General features: G+C 58.4%; 13 protein-coding genes. 12 read left to right on the plus strand and 1 reads right to left on the minus strand.

The window, feature by feature from the left end:
• The first annotated feature begins 55 nt into the window (after positions 1-55).
• The 3 genes from AB4O16_RS24980 (at position 56) to AB4O16_RS24990 (ending at position 3,103) form a co-directional block, all read left to right on the plus strand.
• Positions 56-907: a glycine betaine ABC transporter substrate-binding protein gene (locus tag AB4O16_RS24980; protein WP_150716436.1), complete on the plus strand. Its 852-nt coding sequence runs from the start codon at positions 56-58 to the stop codon at positions 905-907.
• Positions 908-1,136: 229 nt separating this feature from the next.
• Positions 1,137-1,448 carry a DUF485 domain-containing protein gene (locus AB4O16_RS24985; RefSeq protein WP_008061165.1) on the plus strand — a complete coding sequence of 104 codons (312 nt, stop codon included), beginning with the start codon at positions 1,137-1,139 and terminating at the stop codon, positions 1,446-1,448.
• Positions 1,445-3,103 (plus strand): cation acetate symporter, encoded by a 1,659-nt coding sequence (locus tag AB4O16_RS24990; RefSeq protein WP_160388297.1) that lies wholly within the window; start codon positions 1,445-1,447, stop codon positions 3,101-3,103. Before AB4O16_RS24985 ends, AB4O16_RS24990 begins: the two co-directional genes overlap by 4 nt.
• Positions 3,104-4,214: 1,111 nt before the next feature.
• Here the strand turns inward: AB4O16_RS24990 and gltA are convergent.
• Positions 4,215-5,504, minus strand: a complete 1,290-nt coding sequence (gene gltA / locus AB4O16_RS24995) for a citrate synthase (protein ID WP_007977501.1) — start codon at positions 5,502-5,504, stop codon at positions 4,215-4,217.
• A 364-nt stretch (positions 5,505-5,868) separates the two neighbouring features.
• Between gltA and sdhC the strand changes: the two genes are divergently transcribed.
• The 9 genes from sdhC to sucD all read left to right on the plus strand — a co-directional run bounded on the left by sdhC (position 5,869) and on the right by sucD (position 17,225).
• Positions 5,869-6,243 carry a succinate dehydrogenase, cytochrome b556 subunit gene (sdhC, locus tag AB4O16_RS25000; RefSeq protein WP_032829628.1) on the plus strand — a complete coding sequence of 125 codons (375 nt, stop codon included), beginning with the start codon at positions 5,869-5,871 and terminating at the stop codon, positions 6,241-6,243.
• Positions 6,237-6,605 (plus strand): succinate dehydrogenase, hydrophobic membrane anchor protein, encoded by a 369-nt coding sequence (sdhD, locus tag AB4O16_RS25005; protein WP_056721678.1) that lies wholly within the window; start codon positions 6,237-6,239, stop codon positions 6,603-6,605. The genes sdhC and sdhD overlap by 7 nt, the downstream gene beginning before the upstream one ends.
• Positions 6,606-6,608: 3 nt before the next feature.
• Positions 6,609-8,381: a succinate dehydrogenase flavoprotein subunit gene (sdhA, locus tag AB4O16_RS25010; protein ID WP_150715593.1), complete on the plus strand. Its 1,773-nt coding sequence runs from the start codon at positions 6,609-6,611 to the stop codon at positions 8,379-8,381.
• Between the two features lie 11 nt (positions 8,382-8,392).
• Positions 8,393-9,097: a succinate dehydrogenase iron-sulfur subunit gene (locus tag AB4O16_RS25015; RefSeq protein WP_053118486.1), complete on the plus strand. Its 705-nt coding sequence runs from the start codon at positions 8,393-8,395 to the stop codon at positions 9,095-9,097.
• 253 nt (positions 9,098-9,350) lie between these two features.
• Entirely contained in the window at positions 9,351-12,182 is a 2,832-nt protein-coding gene (locus AB4O16_RS25020) for a 2-oxoglutarate dehydrogenase E1 component (RefSeq protein WP_150715594.1), read from the plus strand.
• Positions 12,183-12,224: 42 nt separating this feature from the next.
• On the plus strand, positions 12,225-13,445 hold the full coding sequence (odhB, locus tag AB4O16_RS25025) for a 2-oxoglutarate dehydrogenase complex dihydrolipoyllysine-residue succinyltransferase (RefSeq protein ID WP_056721685.1): 1,221 nt from the start codon (positions 12,225-12,227) through the stop codon (positions 13,443-13,445).
• 97 nt (positions 13,446-13,542) lie between these two features.
• Positions 13,543-14,979 carry a dihydrolipoyl dehydrogenase gene (lpdA, locus tag AB4O16_RS25030; protein WP_103394793.1) on the plus strand — a complete coding sequence of 479 codons (1,437 nt, stop codon included), beginning with the start codon at positions 13,543-13,545 and terminating at the stop codon, positions 14,977-14,979.
• Positions 14,980-15,177: 198 nt separating this feature from the next.
• Entirely contained in the window at positions 15,178-16,344 is a 1,167-nt protein-coding gene (gene sucC / locus AB4O16_RS25035; protein ID WP_007919879.1) for an ADP-forming succinate--CoA ligase subunit beta, read from the plus strand.
• Positions 16,344-17,225: a succinate--CoA ligase subunit alpha gene (gene sucD, locus AB4O16_RS25040; protein ID WP_008032672.1), complete on the plus strand. Its 882-nt coding sequence runs from the start codon at positions 16,344-16,346 to the stop codon at positions 17,223-17,225. Before sucC ends, sucD begins: the two co-directional genes overlap by 1 nt.
• The last annotated feature ends 379 nt before the right edge of the window (positions 17,226-17,604 follow it).

Here is a 17,604-nt window from a genome sequence, read left to right on the forward strand (position 1 = left end):
AATACGTTTAAGCGACTCGGCATCCGTCGAGCGCAGCACTTTCGGGGAAGTAACGATGAAGATGCGACGACTCTTGGGCGCAGGTGCCGCTTTGGTGCTGGCAATCAGCTCCACCGTGGCCAGTGCCGCCGGCAAGGAAGTGACTCTCGGTTATGTCGATGGCTGGTCGGACAGCGTTGCCACGACCAACGTGGCTGCGGAAGTGATCAGGCAGAAACTCGGTTATGACGTGAAGCTGCAAGCCGTCGCCACCGGGATCATGTGGCAGGGCGTTGCCACCGGCAAGCTCGACGCCATGCTGTCGGCCTGGCTGCCGGTGACCCACGGTGATTACTGGACGAAGAACAAGGATCAGGTCGTCGATTACGGCCCGAACTTCAAGGACGCGAAAATCGGCCTGATCGTGCCGGAGTACGTTAAAGCCAAGTCCATCGAGGACCTGAAGACCGACGATAGCTTCAAGAACCGCATCGTCGGCATCGACGCCGGTTCAGGCGTGATGCTCAAGACCGATCAGGCCATCAAGGACTACGACCTGACCGGCTATCAACTCAAGGCCAGTTCCGGCGCCGGCATGATCGCCGAGCTGACCCGTGCCGAGAAGAAGAATGAATCCATCGCAGTGACCGGCTGGGTGCCGCACTGGATGTTCGCCAAGTGGAAACTGCGCTTCCTCGAAGACCCGAAAGGCGTGTACGGCGCGGCTGAAACCGTGAACAACATCGGCAGCAAAGGCCTGGAGGCCAAGGCGCCGGAAGTGGCCAAGTTCCTGAAGAACTTCCAGTGGGAATCCAAGGATGAGATCGGTCAGGTGATGCTGGCGATCCAGGACGGTGCCAAGCCAGAAGCGGCGGCGAAGGATTGGGTAGCCAAACACCCAGAGCGTGTTGCTGACTGGACCAAGTAACAGGCATCTCGCTGTACCCTGTAGGAGCGAGCCTGTTCGCGATGGACGTGAACGTTAACGCGTGCTTTCAGAAATAGCGTGGCGTCTGCGAATTCATCGCGAGCAAGCTCGCTCCTACAATTGGCAGTTCTGTCATGTGGTTCTAAGACTAAGGTCGTCTGGAACCTGCCCCGCAGCCGCATAGAGTGGATACCGTTCCAACTTAATCTGTGCTGCGAGGATAAAAACAATGAACGACAGCATTTACCTCTCGATTCAAAACAGCCCGCGCTTCAAGGAGCTGGTTAGCAAGAGGGAACGATTCGCCTGGATTCTTTCGGCGATCATGCTAGGGCTTTACTCCGGATTCATCCTTTTGATTGCTTACGGGCCGCATGTACTGGGGGCGAAGATCAGCCCTGAGTCCTCGATTACCTGGGGCATCCCGATCGGTGTCGGGCTGATTGTCTCGGCCTTCATCCTGACCGGCATCTACGTGCGCCGCGCCAATGGCGAATTCGACGACCTGAACAATGCGATTCTCAAGGAGGCTCAGCAATGATCCGGCGTCTAATGGCTCTTTTGAGCATCGCAGCGTTCGCACCTGGCGCCTGGGCGGCTGACGCCCTGACCGGCGCCGTGCAGAAGCAACCCCTCAACGTTTCCGCGATCCTGATGTTCATCGCATTCGTCGGCGCGACCCTGTGCATCACGTACTGGGCGTCCAAGAAAAACAAGTCGGCCTCCGACTACTACGCCGCTGGCGGCAAGATCACCGGTTTCCAGAACGGTCTGGCGATTGCCGGTGACTACATGTCCGCGGCGTCCTTCCTGGGTATTTCCGCGCTGGTGTTCACCTCCGGCTACGACGGCCTGATCTACTCGATCGGCTTCCTGGTGGGCTGGCCGATCATTCTGTTCCTGATCGCCGAACGCCTGCGTAACCTGGGCAAATACACCTTTGCCGACGTGGCGTCCTACCGCCTCGGGCAAACCCAGATCCGCTCGCTGTCCGCCTGCGGTTCGCTGGTGGTGGTGGCGTTCTACCTGATCGCGCAAATGGTGGGTGCCGGCAAGCTGATCCAGTTGCTGTTCGGTCTCGACTACCACGTTGCGGTGATCCTGGTCGGTATCCTGATGTGCCTGTACGTGTTGTTCGGCGGCATGCTGGCGACCACCTGGGTGCAGATCATCAAGGCAGTGTTGCTGCTGTCCGGCGCTTCCTTCATGGCGCTGATGGTGATGAAGCACGTCAACTTCGACTTCAATGCACTGTTCTCCGAGGCGATCAAGGTTCACCCGAAAGGTGAAGCGATCATGAGCCCTGGCGGCCTGGTGAAAGACCCGATCTCGGCGTTCTCCCTTGGCTTGGCGCTGATGTTCGGTACCGCTGGCCTGCCGCACATCCTGATGCGCTTCTTCACCGTGAGTGACGCGAAAGAAGCGCGCAAGAGCGTGCTGTACGCAACCGGCTTCATTGGTTACTTCTACATCCTGACCTTCATCATCGGCTTCGGCGCGATCCTGCTGGTCAGCACCAACCCGGCCTTCAAGGATGCTGCTGGCGCTCTGTTGGGCGGCAACAACATGGCGGCGGTGCACCTGGCCAACGCGGTCGGTGGCAGCATTTTCCTGGGCTTCATCTCGGCGGTGGCGTTCGCGACCATTCTGGCAGTGGTTGCCGGTCTGACCCTGGCCGGTGCTTCGGCGGTGTCCCATGACCTGTACGCCAGCGTGATCAAGAAGGGCAAGGCCAACGAGAAGGACGAGATTCGCGTCTCGAAAATCACCACTATTGCTTTGGCGGTGCTGGCAATTGGTCTGGGTATCCTGTTCGAGAGCCAGAACATTGCGTTCATGGTGGGCCTGGCGTTCTCCATCGCGGCGAGCTGCAACTTCCCGGTGCTGCTGCTTTCCATGTACTGGAAAAAGCTGACCACCCGCGGTGCGATGATTGGTGGCTGGTTGGGCTTGATCAGCGCTGTTGGCTTGATGGTCCTTGGGCCAACCATCTGGGTGCAGATCCTGCATCACGAGAAGGCTATCTTCCCGTATGAGTATCCAGCTCTGTTCTCGATGATCATTGCGTTTGTCGGTATCTGGTTCTTCTCGATTACTGACAAATCCACGGCGGCTGACAATGAGCGTGCGCTGTTCTTCCCGCAGTTTGTTCGTTCGCAGACTGGGTTGGGGGCGAGTGGGGCTGTTTCGCACTAAGATATAAGTAGCACTGACATTGAATGCCCCGGTCGAGAGATCGGGGCATTTTTTATTGGTCGATAACCGCCCCGTATTTGGCTGATGTACGTGGTCTTGTAGGAGCTGGCTTGCCAGCGATGGCTATCTGACTGAGTACATATCCATTTCTGCGGTAACGGCGGCTTATGGTTTCGCCCTTACGGCGAGTCACTTTTTTTACAAGCGCCTAAAAAAAGTAACCAAAAAAACGCTCGCCCCTTGCGTCCGGCCCCTCGCTAAGGCTCGGCGTTCCTTCGCTCCGGCATTCATCCGGGGGCATCGCCCTCCGGTTGGCTTCGCTGGCACCTACATGCGATGAGTTCGACTGCGTCGAACGGCGCTGCGCGCCAATCCCCGGATGAACACCTCCACTCAGCCTCCCGAGGGGGCGGGTGGATCAAGATCAAGAGCTGCAGGCGAGCTAACGCTCGGCCTGATGAGTGGTGAAGAGCGGCGGGTGTACGCGGCTTTTGCTTTTGCTTTTCTGTGGGAGCCAGCCTGCTGGCGATGGTGGGCTGACAGCCGCCCAATCTCTCTCAGATGTACTCAATCTCTGTAGGAGCCTGGCTTGCCGGCGATGGCGGTGTGTCAGCTACAGCAGGGTTGGCTGGGATGGCGTCATCGCCAGCAAGCCGGCTCCTACAGGAAGGTGTGTACAGTCTCGCGATCAGGCTGCCTCGCTTTGGCTTTGGCTTTGGCTTTGGCTTTGGCTTTGGCTTTGGTTTTTGATCTTCTTGCCCCCTCGAGAGGCCGAGTGGAGGTTCTGCGCAGTGGGCAACCCGGCATGGATGCCGGGTTAGCCGCCCCCGGCCATGGATGGCCGATGGCGGCGGGCCCACGGAGCAGGACCGGAGCGAGGGCATGCCGAGCCTAGGCGAGGCACCGAACGACAGGGGCAAGAGCCCTTTGGTTACTTTGGGGCTTTTCCAAAGTGACCCGCTGTAAGAGCGGAACCATAAGCCGCCGTTACCTAAGCAACGGATATGCCCCCGATCAAAAAAACGAGACACAAACAAAAACGGCCCCTGCTCTTATATAAAAGGCAGAGGCCGTCTCCGGTACATCTCAACACGCTACAGCAAGAAAAATCTTACTTACGGTCTTCCAGCTTGGTGATATCACGCGACTCGTAGCCGGTGTACAGCTGGCGCGGACGGCCGATCTTGTACGGGCTGGAGAGCATTTCCTTCCAGTGGGAGATCCAGCCGACGGTCCGCGCCAGGGCGAAGATCACGGTGAACATGCTGGTTGGAATGCCGATCGCCTTGAGGATGATCCCCGAGTAGAAGTCGACGTTCGGGTACAGCGAGCGCTCGATGAAGTACGGGTCGGTCAGGGCGATCTCTTCCAGGCGCATGGCCAGTTCGAGTTGCGGATCGTTCTGGATGCCCAGTTCCTTCAACACTTCGTCGCAGGTCTGCTTCATGACTGTGGCGCGCGGGTCGCGATTTTTGTAAACGCGGTGACCGAAGCCCATCAGTTTGAACGGATCGTTCTTGTCCTTGGCCTTGGCGATGAACTTGTCGATGTTCGAAACATCGCCGATTTCATCGAGCATGGTCAGTACGGCTTCGTTTGCACCGCCGTGGGCAGGGCCCCACAGTGCAGCGATGCCGGCGGCGATACAGGCGAACGGGTTGGCGCCCGAAGAGCCGGCCAGGCGTACGGTGGAGGTCGAAGCGTTCTGCTCGTGGTCGGCATGGAGGATGAAGATCCGGTCCATGGCCTTGGCGAGCACCGGGCTGATCGGTTTGATCTCGCACGGGGTGTTGAACATCATGTGCAGGAAGTTTTCCGCGTACGACAGGTCGTTGCGCGGGTACATCATGGGTTGGCCCATGGAGTACTTGTAAACCATTGCGGCCAGGGTCGGCATCTTGGCAACCAGGCGGATCGCGGAAATTTCGCGATGCTGCGGGTTATTGATGTCCAGGGAGTCGTGGTAGAACGCCGAGAGGGCGCCGACTACGCCGCACATGACAGCCATCGGGTGGGCGTCGCGACGGAAGCCGTTGAAGAAGGTCTTCAACTGCTCGTGAACCATGGTGTGGTTCTTCACGGTGCTGACGAACTGGGCCTTCTGTTCTGCGGTCGGCAGTTCGCCGTTGAGCAGCAGATAGCAGGTTTCCAGGTAGTCCGACTTTTCAGCCAGCTGTTCGATCGGGTAGCCGCGGTGCAGCAGGATGCCGTTGTCGCCGTCGATATAGGTGATCTTCGACTCGCACGAGGCGGTCGACATGAAGCCTGGGTCAAAGGTGAAACGGCCCGTGGCCGTCAGGCCCCGAACATCGATAACATCGGGACCAACGGTGCCGGTTAAAATGGGCAGCTCGACGGGGGCTGCGCCCTCGATGATCAACTGCGCTTTTTTGTCAGCCATGTGGCCTCCTATTTATGCTTGAAATCATCAGACAGACCCCCCACGCAGGGCCCGCACCACTATAGTGAGATAAATTCGAATGTCAATTTGCCTAAAGTCTTGCTCCAGAAGGCTTTAACCGGACTTTTTCCTCGAAATTGACTGCCATTTACGCCTTTTATGTCAGTTGCGCAATCAGCTGTTTGGGTTAGGTGTTTGCGTTGTCATTAGTAGCCTAACTGTCTATACTCGGCCACCGACCGCCAAGGGCTTTTGGGCTTGCTTTCATTGGGGGTCGCATCCCTGGGTGGTGGTTACCTGACCAGTGCACTCCCCAACAACTTTGCCCTGATTGTTAGGGGCTCTTCAGTGTGAAAAAAAAGCCGTGAAAAGCCAACGACCTGTAAACCTAGACCTAAGGACCATCAAACTCCCAGTCACTGCTTACACGTCCATCCTTCACCGTATTTCCGGTGTCATCCTCTTCGTGTGCCTTGCCATCATGCTTTACGCATTGGACAAGTCGCTGAGCTCCGAGGAAGGCTTCGGTCAGGTGAAAGCGTGTCTGACCAGTCCGCTAGCCAAGCTAGTGACATGGGGCATCCTGTCCGCTCTGCTGTATCACCTGGTAGCCGGTGTGCGCCATTTGATCATGGACATGGGCATCGGTGAGACGCTGGAAGGCGGCAAGCTGGGCTCGAAAATCGTTATCGCCGTTTCCGTGGTGGTAATCGTTCTGGCAGGAGTTTGGATATGGTAACTAACGTCACGAACCTGTCGCGTTCGGGCCTCTATGACTGGATGGCGCAACGTGTGTCTGCGGTCGTTCTCGCGGCTTACTTCATCTTCCTGATCGGATACATCGTGGCCAACCCGGGCCTCGACTACGCCCAGTGGCATGAACTGTTCGCCCACAACGGAATGCGTATCTTCAGCCTCCTGGCCCTCGTTGCCCTCGGCGCTCACGCCTGGGTCGGCATGTGGACCATCGCGACCGACTACCTGACGCCAATGGCGTTCGGCAAGTCCGCGACCGCTATACGTTTCCTTTTCCAGGCAGTATGCGGCGTTGCGATGTTCGCTTACTTCGTCTGGGGCGTGCAGATTCTCTGGGGTATCTGATTCATGGCTAACATTCCAACGATTTCTTTCGACGCCATCATTATTGGTGGCGGCGGTGCCGGCATGCGCGCAGCGCTGCAACTGGCGCAGGGTGGTCACAAGACTGCCGTGATCACCAAGGTTTTCCCGACCCGTTCGCACACGGTATCCGCTCAAGGCGGCATCACCTGCGCAATCGCGTCCGCCGACCCGAACGATGACTGGCGCTGGCACATGTACGATACCGTCAAGGGTTCCGACTACATCGGTGACCAGGACGCTATCGAATACATGTGTCAGGAAGGCCCGGCTGCCGTTTACGAGCTGGACCACATGGGTATGCCGTTCTCCCGTACCGAGCAGGGCCGCATCTACCAGCGTCCGTTCGGCGGCCAGTCCAAGGACTACGGTAAAGGCGGCCAGGCTGCGCGTACTTGCGCTGCTTCCGACCGTACCGGTCACGCACTGCTGCACACCCTTTATCAGGGCAACCTGAAAGCCGGTACCGTGTTCCTGAACGAGTACTACGCTGTCGATCTGGTGAAGAACAGCGAAGGCGAGTTCGTCGGTGTGATCGCGATCTGCATCGAAACCGGTGAAACCACCTACATCCGCGCCAAGGCTACCGTGCTGGCGACCGGCGGTGCAGGCCGTATCTACGCTTCGACCACCAACGCCCTGATCAACACCGGTGACGGCGTTGGCATGGCGCTGCGTGCCGGCGTACCGGTACAAGACATTGAAATGTGGCAGTTCCACCCGACCGGCATCGCCGGCGCCGGTGTACTGGTTACAGAAGGCTGCCGTGGTGAAGGTGGATACCTGATCAACAAGCACGGCGAGCGTTTCATGGAGCGTTATGCTCCGAACGCCAAAGACCTTGCCGGTCGTGACGTTGTTGCCCGTTCGATGGTTAAAGAGATCATCGCCGGCAACGGTTGCGGTCCGAACGGCGACCACGTGATGCTCAAGCTCGACCACCTGGGCGAGGAAGTGCTGCACAGCCGTCTGCCAGGCATCTGCGAACTGTCGAAGACTTTCGCGCACGTTGACCCGGTGGTTGCTCCGGTTCCGGTTGTTCCGACCTGCCACTACATGATGGGCGGCGTTGCCACCAACATTCATGGCCAGGCGATCACCCAGAACGCCGAAGGCGTGGACCAGATCATTCCTGGTCTGTTCGCTGTAGGTGAAGTGGCTTGCGTATCGGTTCACGGTGCCAACCGCCTGGGCGGCAACTCGCTGCTCGACCTGGTGGTATTCGGCCGCGCTGCCGGCCTGCACCTGGAAAAGGCGCTGACCGACGGCATCGAGTACGACGACGCTACCGAAGCCGACATCGACGCTGCCCTGTCGCGCCTGAACGCACTGAACAGCCGTACTGATGGCGAAGACGTGGCTACCTTGCGTCGCGAGCTGCAAAGCTGCATGCAGAACTACTTCGGTGTATTCCGTACCGGCGAATACATGCAGAAAGGTATCGCTCAGCTTGCTGATCTGCGTACCCGCATTGCCAACGTGAAGATCAACGACAAGTCGCAGGCGTTCAACACTGCCCGTATCGAAGCGCTGGAACTGCAGAACCTGCTGGAAGTGGCCGAAGCTACCGCCATCGCTGCCGAAGTGCGTAAAGAGTCCCGCGGTGCCCACGCCCGTGAAGACTTCGAAGACCGTGACGACGAAAACTGGCTGTGCCACACCCTGTACTTCCCGGGTGACAAGCGCGTAACCAAGCGTGCCGTGAACTTCTCGCCGAAGACTGTTCCGACTTTTGAACCTAAGATTCGGACTTATTAAGGGTGGCAGCCATGTTGCAAGTCAGCGTTTATCGTTACAACCCTGATCAGGACGCCGCGCCGTTCATGCAGGAATTCCAGGTCGATACCGGTGGTAAAGACCTGATGGTGCTGGACGTGCTGGCCCTGATCAAAGAGCAGGACGAGGGTTTCTCCTATCGTCGCTCTTGCCGTGAAGGTGTTTGCGGTTCCGACGGCATGAACATCAACGGCAAAAACGGCCTGGCGTGCATCACGCCGCTGTCTGCTGTCGTAAAAGGTAACAAGTTGATCGTTCGTCCTCTGCCAGGTTTGCCGGTTATCCGTGACCTGGTCGTTGATATGAGCATCTTCTACAAGCAATACGAAAAGGTTAAGCCATACCTGCAGAACGACACGCCGGCTCCGGCCATCGAGCGTCTGCAGTCCCCAGAAGAGCGTGAAAAGCTGGACGGTCTGTACGAGTGCATCCTGTGCGCTTGCTGCTCGACTTCCTGCCCGTCCTTCTGGTGGAACCCGGACAAGTTCCTGGGTCCTGCTGCCCTGCTGCAAGCGTACCGCTTCCTGGCAGACAGCCGCGACACCAAGACTACCGAGCGTCTGGCTTCGCTGGATGACCCGTTCAGCGTATTCCGCTGCCGCGGGATCATGAACTGCGTCAACGTATGTCCGAAAGGCCTGAACCCGACTAAGGCCATCGGTCACATCCGTAACATGCTGCTCTCCAGCGGCGTGTGATTCAGCTGCTGTACCCGTTGTACCCGTAGATGCTACGGCGCAGGCTTCAACCGGCGCCGTAGTTTTAACCTGAGCAGCAGCTTAAAAGGCTGCGGCTCTTATTTTGAAGAAATGAGACAAGCAGGGGCATCCGGGCTGGTACCCGGACTATCAGTGTGATCCTAGTGGCTTGTTTTGGTCGCTGCATTCGGACTTCTGCAAGCGTGCTCGGTGTCGACACCGGTGGTGTTCCCCTAACCGAGGGTGACCAAGCATGCAAGAAAGCGTGATGCAGCGCATGTGGAACAGTGCCTACCTATCCGGTAGTAACGCTGCCTATGTGGAAGAGCTTTATGAGCTCTACCTGCACGACCCTAACGCTGTGCCAGAAGAGTGGCGCACCTACTTCCAGAAGTTGCCTGCTGACGGCAACTCTGCCACCGATGTTTCGCACTCCACAATTCGCGATCATTTCGTCTTGCTGGCAAAGAACCAGCGCCGCGCCCAACCGGTTTCCGCCGGCAGCGTGAGCAGTGAGCACGAGAAGAAGCAAGTTGAAGTGCTGCGATTGATCCAGGCCTACCGTATGCGTGGCCACCAGGCAGCCCAGCTTGACCCGCTGGGACTGTGGCAGCGTCCTGCACCTGCAGACCTGTCGATCAATCATTACGGCTTGACCAATGCCGATCTTGATACGACCTTCCGTGCCGGCGACCTGTTCATCGGCAAAGAGGAAGCGAGCCTACGCGAAATTCACGAAGCGTTGCAGCAGACATATTGCCGCACCATCGGCGCTGAATTCACGCACATCACCGATTCCGAGCAGCGCCAGTGGTTCCAGCAGCGTCTGGAAAGCGTGCGCGGCCGTCCGACGTACTCCGCCGACATCAAGAGCCACCTGCTTGAGCGCGTGACCGCCGGTGAAGGCCTGGAAAAATACCTGGGCACCAAATACCCGGGTACCAAGCGTTTCGGTCTGGAAGGCGGCGAAAGCCTGATTCCGATGCTCGACGAGCTGATCCAGCGTTCCGGTTCCTACGGCACCAAGGAAATCGTCATCGGCATGGCCCACCGTGGCCGTCTGAACGTGCTGGTCAACACCTTCGGCAAGAACCCGCGCGAGCTGTTCGACGAGTTCGAAGGCAAGAAGAAGGTCGAGCTGGGTTCCGGTGACGTCAAATACCACCAGGGCTTCTCGTCCAACGTGATGACCACCGGCGGTGAAGTTCACCTGGCCATGGCGTTCAACCCGTCCCACCTGGAGATCGTTTCCCCGGTGGTCGAGGGTTCGGTTCGCGCCCGTCAGGACCGTCGCAACGATCCTACCGGTGAGAAGGTTCTGCCGATCTCCATCCACGGTGACGCTGCATTCGCAGGTCAGGGCGTGGTCATGGAAACCTTCCAGATGTCGCAGACCCGCGGTTTCAAGACCGGCGGTACCGTGCACATCGTGATCAACAACCAGGTTGGTTTCACCATCAGCAACCCGCTGGACTCGCGCTCCACCGAGTACGCGACCGACGTTGCGAAAATGATCCAGGCGCCGATCCTCCATGTGAATGGCGATGATCCGGAAGCCGTATTGTTCGTGACCCAGCTGGCCATCGACTACCGCATGCAGTTCAAGCGTGACGTGGTGATCGACCTGGTCTGCTACCGTCGTCGCGGCCACAACGAGGCCGACGAACCAAGCGGCACCCAGCCGATCATGTATCAGCAGATCACCAAACAGCGCACCACCCGTGAGCTGTATGCCGATCGTCTGACCCAGGGCGGTGTGCTCGACGCAGAGCGTGTTCAGGCGAAAGTCGACGAATACCGCAACGCGCTGGACAACGGGCTGCATGTAGTGAAAAGCCTGGTCAAAGAGCCGAACAAAGAGTTGTTCGTGGACTGGCGTCCGTATCTGGGCCACGCCTGGACCGCGCGTCACGACACGCGTTTCGACCTCAAGACCTTGCAGGAACTGTCCGCCAAGCTGCTGGAAATCCCGGAAGGCTTCGTGGTTCAGCGCCAGGTTGCGAAGATCTACGAAGACCGTCAGAAGATGCAAGCCGGCGGCCTGCCGATCAACTGGGGTTACGCCGAAACCATGGCGTACGCGACCCTGGCGTTCGAAGGTCACCCGATCCGCATGACCGGCCAGGACATCGGCCGCGGTACGTTCTCGCACCGTCATGCCGTGCTGCACAACCAGAAAGACGCGGGTACCTACATCCCGTTGCAAAACCTGTACGACGGTCAGCCACGTTTCGACCTGTACGACTCGTTCCTGTCCGAAGAAGCGGTGCTGGCGTTCGAATACGGTTATTCGACCACCACGCCGGATGCACTGGTGATCTGGGAAGCCCAGTTCGGCGACTTCGCCAACGGTGCCCAGGTTGTTATCGACCAGTTCATCACCAGTGGCGAGCACAAGTGGGGCCGTCTGTGCGGTCTGACCATGCTGCTGCCGCACGGTTATGAAGGTCAGGGGCCGGAGCACTCCTCGGCGCGTCTGGAGCGTTACCTGCAGCTGTGCGCCGAGCACAACATTCAGGTCGCGGTACCGACTACGCCGGCACAGATCTACCACTTGCTGCGCCGTCAGGTGATTCGCCCGCTGCGCAAGCCATTGATCGTTCTGACTCCGAAGTCGCTGCTGCGTCACAAGCTGGCCATCTCGACCCTGGAAGACCTGGCCGAAGGTTCGTTCCAGACCGTTATCCCGGAAATCGATGCCCTGGACCCGAAAAAGGTCGAGCGCGTTGTCCTGTGTAGCGGCAAGGTCTACTACGACCTGCTGGAAAAACGCCGTGCCGAAGGCCGTGACGACATCGCCATCGTGCGTATCGAGCAGCTGTACCCATTCCCTGAGGACGACTTGAAAGAAGTCCTGGCTCCCTACACCAACGTCAAAGCTGCCGTCTGGTGCCAGGAAGAGCCGATGAACCAGGGTGCGTGGTACTGCAGCCAACACCACATGCGTCGCAGCATCAGCAACCTCAACAAGTCTCTCGTACTCGAGTACGCGGGCCGTGAGGCTTCTGCTGCACCTGCATGCGGTTACGCATCGATGCACGCCGAACAGCAGGAAAAACTGCTGCAAGACGCCTTTACTGTTTAACGCCTTCGCGCACCTGAAACCGAATTTAAGGAACCACAGACAATGGCTATCGAGATCAAAGCCCCCACTTTCCCGGAATCGGTTGCCGATGGCACCGTTGCCACCTGGCACAAGCAACCGGGCGATGCGGTCAAGCGCGACGAACTGATCGTCGACATCGAAACCGACAAAGTCGTGCTGGAAGTGTTGGCTACCGCTGACGGCGTGCTGGGCGCAATCGTCAAGAACGAAGGCGAAACCGTTCTGTCCGACGAAGTCCTCGGCTCCATCGTTGAAGGCGGCGCTGCTGCCGCCGCTCCGGCTGCCGCTGCTGCTCCGGCCGCTGCCGCCGCTGCTCCAGCTGCCGGCGCTGACGAAGACGCCATCGCCGCTCCGGCTGCTCGCAAGCTGGCCGAAGAAAACGGCATCAACCTGGCTTCCGTCAAAGGCACCGGCAAAGATGGTCGTGTAACCAAGGAAGACGTGGTTGCCGCTGTCGAAGCCAAGAAAGCCGCTCCGGCTGCCGCACCTGCCAAGGCTGCTGCTCCGGCTGCCGCTGCTCCTGTGTTCGCCGCCGGCGATCGCATCGAGAAGCGCGTACCGATGACCCGCGTTCGTGCCACCGTGGCCAAGCGTCTGGTTGAAGCTCAATCGAACATGGCGATGCTGACCACTTTCAACGAAGTCGACATGACCGAAGTCATGGCCCTGCGTTCGAAGTACAAGGACCTGTTCGAGAAGTCCCACAACGGCGTGCGCCTGGGCTTCATGTCGTTCTTCGTGAAAGCGGCCACCGAAGCGCTGAAACGCTTCCCGGCTGTCAACGCCTCGATCGACGGCGGCGACATCGTTTACCACGGCTACGCTGACGTCGGCGTTGCAGTTTCCAGCGATCGCGGCCTGGTTGTACCGGTCCTGCGTAACGCCGAACTGATGAGCCTGGCTGAAATCGAAGGCGGCATCGCCACCTTCGGCAAGAAAGCCCGCGACGGCAAACTGTCGATGGACGAAATGACCGGTGGTACTTTCACCATCACCAACGGTGGTACTTTCGGTTCGATGATGTCGACCCCGATCGTCAACCCGCCACAAGCCGCCATCCTGGGCATGCACAACATCATCCAGCGTCCGATGGCCATCAACGGCCAGGTCGTTATCCGTCCGATGATGTACCTGGCACTGTCCTACGATCACCGTCTGATCGATGGCAAAGAAGCTGTGACCTTCCTGGTGACCATCAAGAACCTGCTGGAAGATCCGGCTCGTCTGTTGCTGGATATCTGATAGAAGCAGCCATGAGCTGCAAGCCAGGCTGTCGGAAAACCCGCAGCTTGGCTTGCCGCTCGCGGCTTGAAGCTTTTCGCTAAAGAGGATTTTTTGAATGTCGCAGAAATTTGACGTAGTAGTGATCGGCGCGGGCCCTGGCGGTTACGTGGCTGCCATCAAGGCCGCCCAGCTTGGTCTTTCGACTGCCTGCATCGAGAAGTACACCGACAAGGAAGGCAAACTGGCTCTGGGCGGTACTTGCCTGAACGTCGGCTGCATTCCATCCAAGGCGCTGCTGGACAGCTCCTGGAAGTACAAGGAAGCCAAAGAAGGCTTCGCGATCCACGGTATCAACCACGCTGGCGTGACCATGGACGTGCCAGCAATGGTCGGCCGCAAGGCCACCATCGTCAAAGGCCTGACCTCCGGCGTTGCGACCCTGTTCAAAGCCAACGGTGTGACTTCCATTGAAGGTCACGGCAAGCTGCTGGCCGGCAAGCAAGTTGAAGTCACCAAGCCAGACGGCTCGGTAGAAATCATCCAGGCCGAGAACGTGATCCTGGCTCCAGGTTCGCGTCCGATCGACATTCCACCGGCTCCGGTCGACCAGAATGTGATCGTCGATTCGACTGGCGCCCTGGAATTCCAGACCGTGCCTAAGCGTCTGGGCGTGATCGGCGCTGGCGTGATCGGCCTGGAACTGGGTTCGGTCTGGTCGCGTCTGGGTGCAGAAGTGACTGTCCTGGAAGCCCTGGACACCTTCCTGATGGCCGCCGATGCCGCTGTTTCCAAGGAAGCGCTGAAAACCCTGACCAAACAGGGCCTGGACATCAAGCTGGGCGCTCGCGTGACCGGTTCCAAAGTGAACGGCGACGAAGTCGTTGTTAACTACACCGATGCCAACGGCGAACAGAACATCACTTTCGACAAGCTGATCGTAGCCGTTGGTCGCCGTCCGGTGACCACTGATCTGCTGGCTGCCGACTGCGGCGTGACCCTGGACGAGCGCGGTTTCGTGCACGTTGACGATCACTGCGCCACCACCGTACCGGGCGTCTACGCCATCGGCGACGTGGTTCGCGGCATGATGCTGGCGCACAAGGCGTCGGAAGAGGGCATCATGGTTGTCGAGCGCATCAAGGGCCACAAGGCCCAGATGAACTATGATTTGATCCCTTCGGTTATTTATACTCACCCGGAAATCGCGTGGGTTGGTAAAACCGAGCAGGCCTTGAAAGCTGAAGGCGTTGAAGTTAACGTCGGCACCTTCCCGTTCGCAGCCTCCGGCCGTGCCATGGCTGCCAACGACACCGGTGGTTTCGTCAAGGTCATCGCAGATGCCAAGACAGACCGCGTACTGGGCGTCCACGTGATTGGCCCAAGCGCTGCCGAACTGGTTCAGCAGGGCGCGATCGGTATGGAATTCGGCACCAGCGCTGAAGACCTGGGCATGATGGTTTTCTCCCATCCGACCCTGTCTGAAGCCTTGCACGAAGCTGCTCTGGCAGTGAATGGCGGCGCCATCCACATCGCCAACCGCAAGAAGCGTTAAGACATAATAAGAAACCACGGCGGTTTGGCCCGTCGTGAGCCTTGCATGCAAGACTCACCGCGGAATATCCGCTGGACGCAGTCTTGCATAGCTGCACCGGGTATCCGGAAAGGCTATGCAAGCAGCAGTCACAGGTGGTGCGGCACTTGAATGAGTGCAGCACCGAATGCGCAGTACCTAACGAAGACGGTAATAAGCATGAATCTTCACGAGTATCAGGGTAAGCAGCTGTTCGCTGAGTACGGCCTGCCAGTTTCCACCGGTTACGCGGTAGACACCCCGGAAGCAGCAGCAGAAGCTTGCGACAAAATCGGCGGCAGCGAGTGGGTTGTCAAAGCCCAGGTCCACGCCGGTGGTCGCGGTAAAGCGGGCGGCGTAAAGCTGGTTCGCAGCAAAGAAGACGCCAAAGCCTTCGCACAGCAGTGGCTGGGCAAGCGTCTGGTGACTTACCAGACTGACGCCAATGGTCAGCCAGTCACCAAGATCCTGGTTGAATCGTGCACTGATATCGCTAAAGAGCTGTACCTGGGCGCTGTCGTTGACCGTTCGAGCCGTCGCATCGTGTTCATGGCTTCCACCGAAGGTGGCGTGGACATCGAGAAAATCGCTCACGACACTCCAGAAAAAATTCTGAAGGCCACTATCGATCCACTGGTTGGCGCTCAGCCATTCCAGGGTCGCGAGCTGGCATTCCAGCTGGGTCTGGAAGGCAAGCAAGTTGCCCAGTTCGCCAAGATCTTCGTAGGTCTGGCCAAGCTGTTCAAGGATCACGACCTGGCCCTGCTGGAAGTGAACCCGCTGGTGATCAAGGCTGACGGCGATCTGCACTGCCTCGATGCCAAGATCAACATCGACGCCAACGCCATGTACCGTCAGCCTAAGCTGAAGACTTTCCACGATCCGTCGCAAGACGATCCGCGCGAAGCGCACGCTGCCAAGTTCGAACTGAACTACGTAGCACTGGAAGGCAACATCGGTTGCATGGTCAACGGTGCTGGCCTGGCCATGGGTACCATGGACATCGTCAACCTGCATGGCGGCAAACCAGCCAACTTCCTCGACGTGGGCGGCGGTGCTACCAAGGAACGCGTTACCGAAGCGTTCAAGATCATCCTGTCCGACACCAACGTCGCTGCAGTACTGGTCAACATCTTCGGCGGCATCGTTCGCTGCGACATGATTGCCGAAGGCATCATCGGCGCTGTGAAAGAAGTCGGCGTGAAAATCCCGGTTGTTGTTCGCCTTGAAGGCAACAACGCTGAGCTGGGCGCTAAAGTACTGGCAGAAAGCGGTTTGAACATCATCGCTGCTACCAGCTTGACCGACGCTGCTCAACAAGTTGTCAAAGCTGCGGAGGGCAAATAATGAGCGTCCTGATCAATAAAGACACCAAAGTTATCTGCCAGGGTATTACCGGTTCGCAAGGTAGTTTCCACACCCAGCAAGCCATCGAGTACGGCACCAAGATGGTTGGTGGTGTAACTCCAGGCAAAGGCGGCACCGAGCACCTGGGTCTGCCGGTGTTCAACACCGTTAAGGACGCAGTAGCTGCCACCGGCGCTACCGCCAGCGTGATCTACGTTCCGGCTCCTTTCTGCAAGGACTCGATCCTGGAAGCTGCTTTCGGCGGCATCAAGCTGATCGTCTGCATCACCGAAGGCATTCCTACCCTGGACATGCTGGACGCTAAAGTTAAGTGCGACGAGCTGGGTATCACCCTGATCGGCCCTAACTGCCCAGGCGTGATCACCCCAGGCGAATGCAAGATCGGCATCATGCCAGGTCACATTCACTTGCCAGGCAAGGTCGGTATCGTTTCCCGTTCCGGCACCCTGACCTACGAAGCTGTGAAGCAGACTACTGACGCCGGTTTCGGTCAGTCGACTTGCGTCGGCATCGGTGGGGACCCGATCCCGGGTTCGAACTTCATCGACATCCTGAAGCTGTTCCAGGAAGACCCGAAGACCGAAGCGATCGTGATGATCGGCGAGATCGGCGGTTCGGCTGAAGAAGAAGCGGCTGCCTACATCAAGGCACACGTGACCAAGCCGGTTGTTTCCTACATCGCTGGTGTGACTGCTCCTCCGGGCAAGCGCATGGGCCATGCTGGCGCAATCATCTCTGGCGGCAAAGGCACTGCAGACGAGAAATTCGCTGCTCTGCAAGACGCAGGCGTTAAAACCGTGCGTTCGCTGGCAGACATCGGCAAGGCCCTGGCCGAGCTGACTGGTTGGGCTGTCAAGTAAGCCTCGCGCTTAGCTTGCAACTCTGCTGACAAAGGCCACCTTCGGGTGGCCTTTGTCGTTTTCGGGATGCATGCGGGTTTTGGGATCTGTAGGAGCCGGCTTGCTGGCGATTCAGGCTGCGCGGTGTGTCAGGCAGCCTGAATCGCTGGCAAGCCAGCTCCTACGGGGTTGTGTTGGTAAATTAGATACGTAAACGCGACATGGAAATGTCGCGCATCGGAATGTTCGCCCTCTAACAGTGCGTTTGTCGGCCAAATTCGTTAGGCTACGCGCCATTTTTGCGTCCGCTGCCCACAAGGTGGCAACGCGCTAAAAGGGTTGGTCTTATACGGACCGACAGCATTTCCCTCACCCATAGGGAAATCCCTCTCTAAATTCC

The organism is Pseudomonas sp. S2_H10, assembly GCF_054668285.1.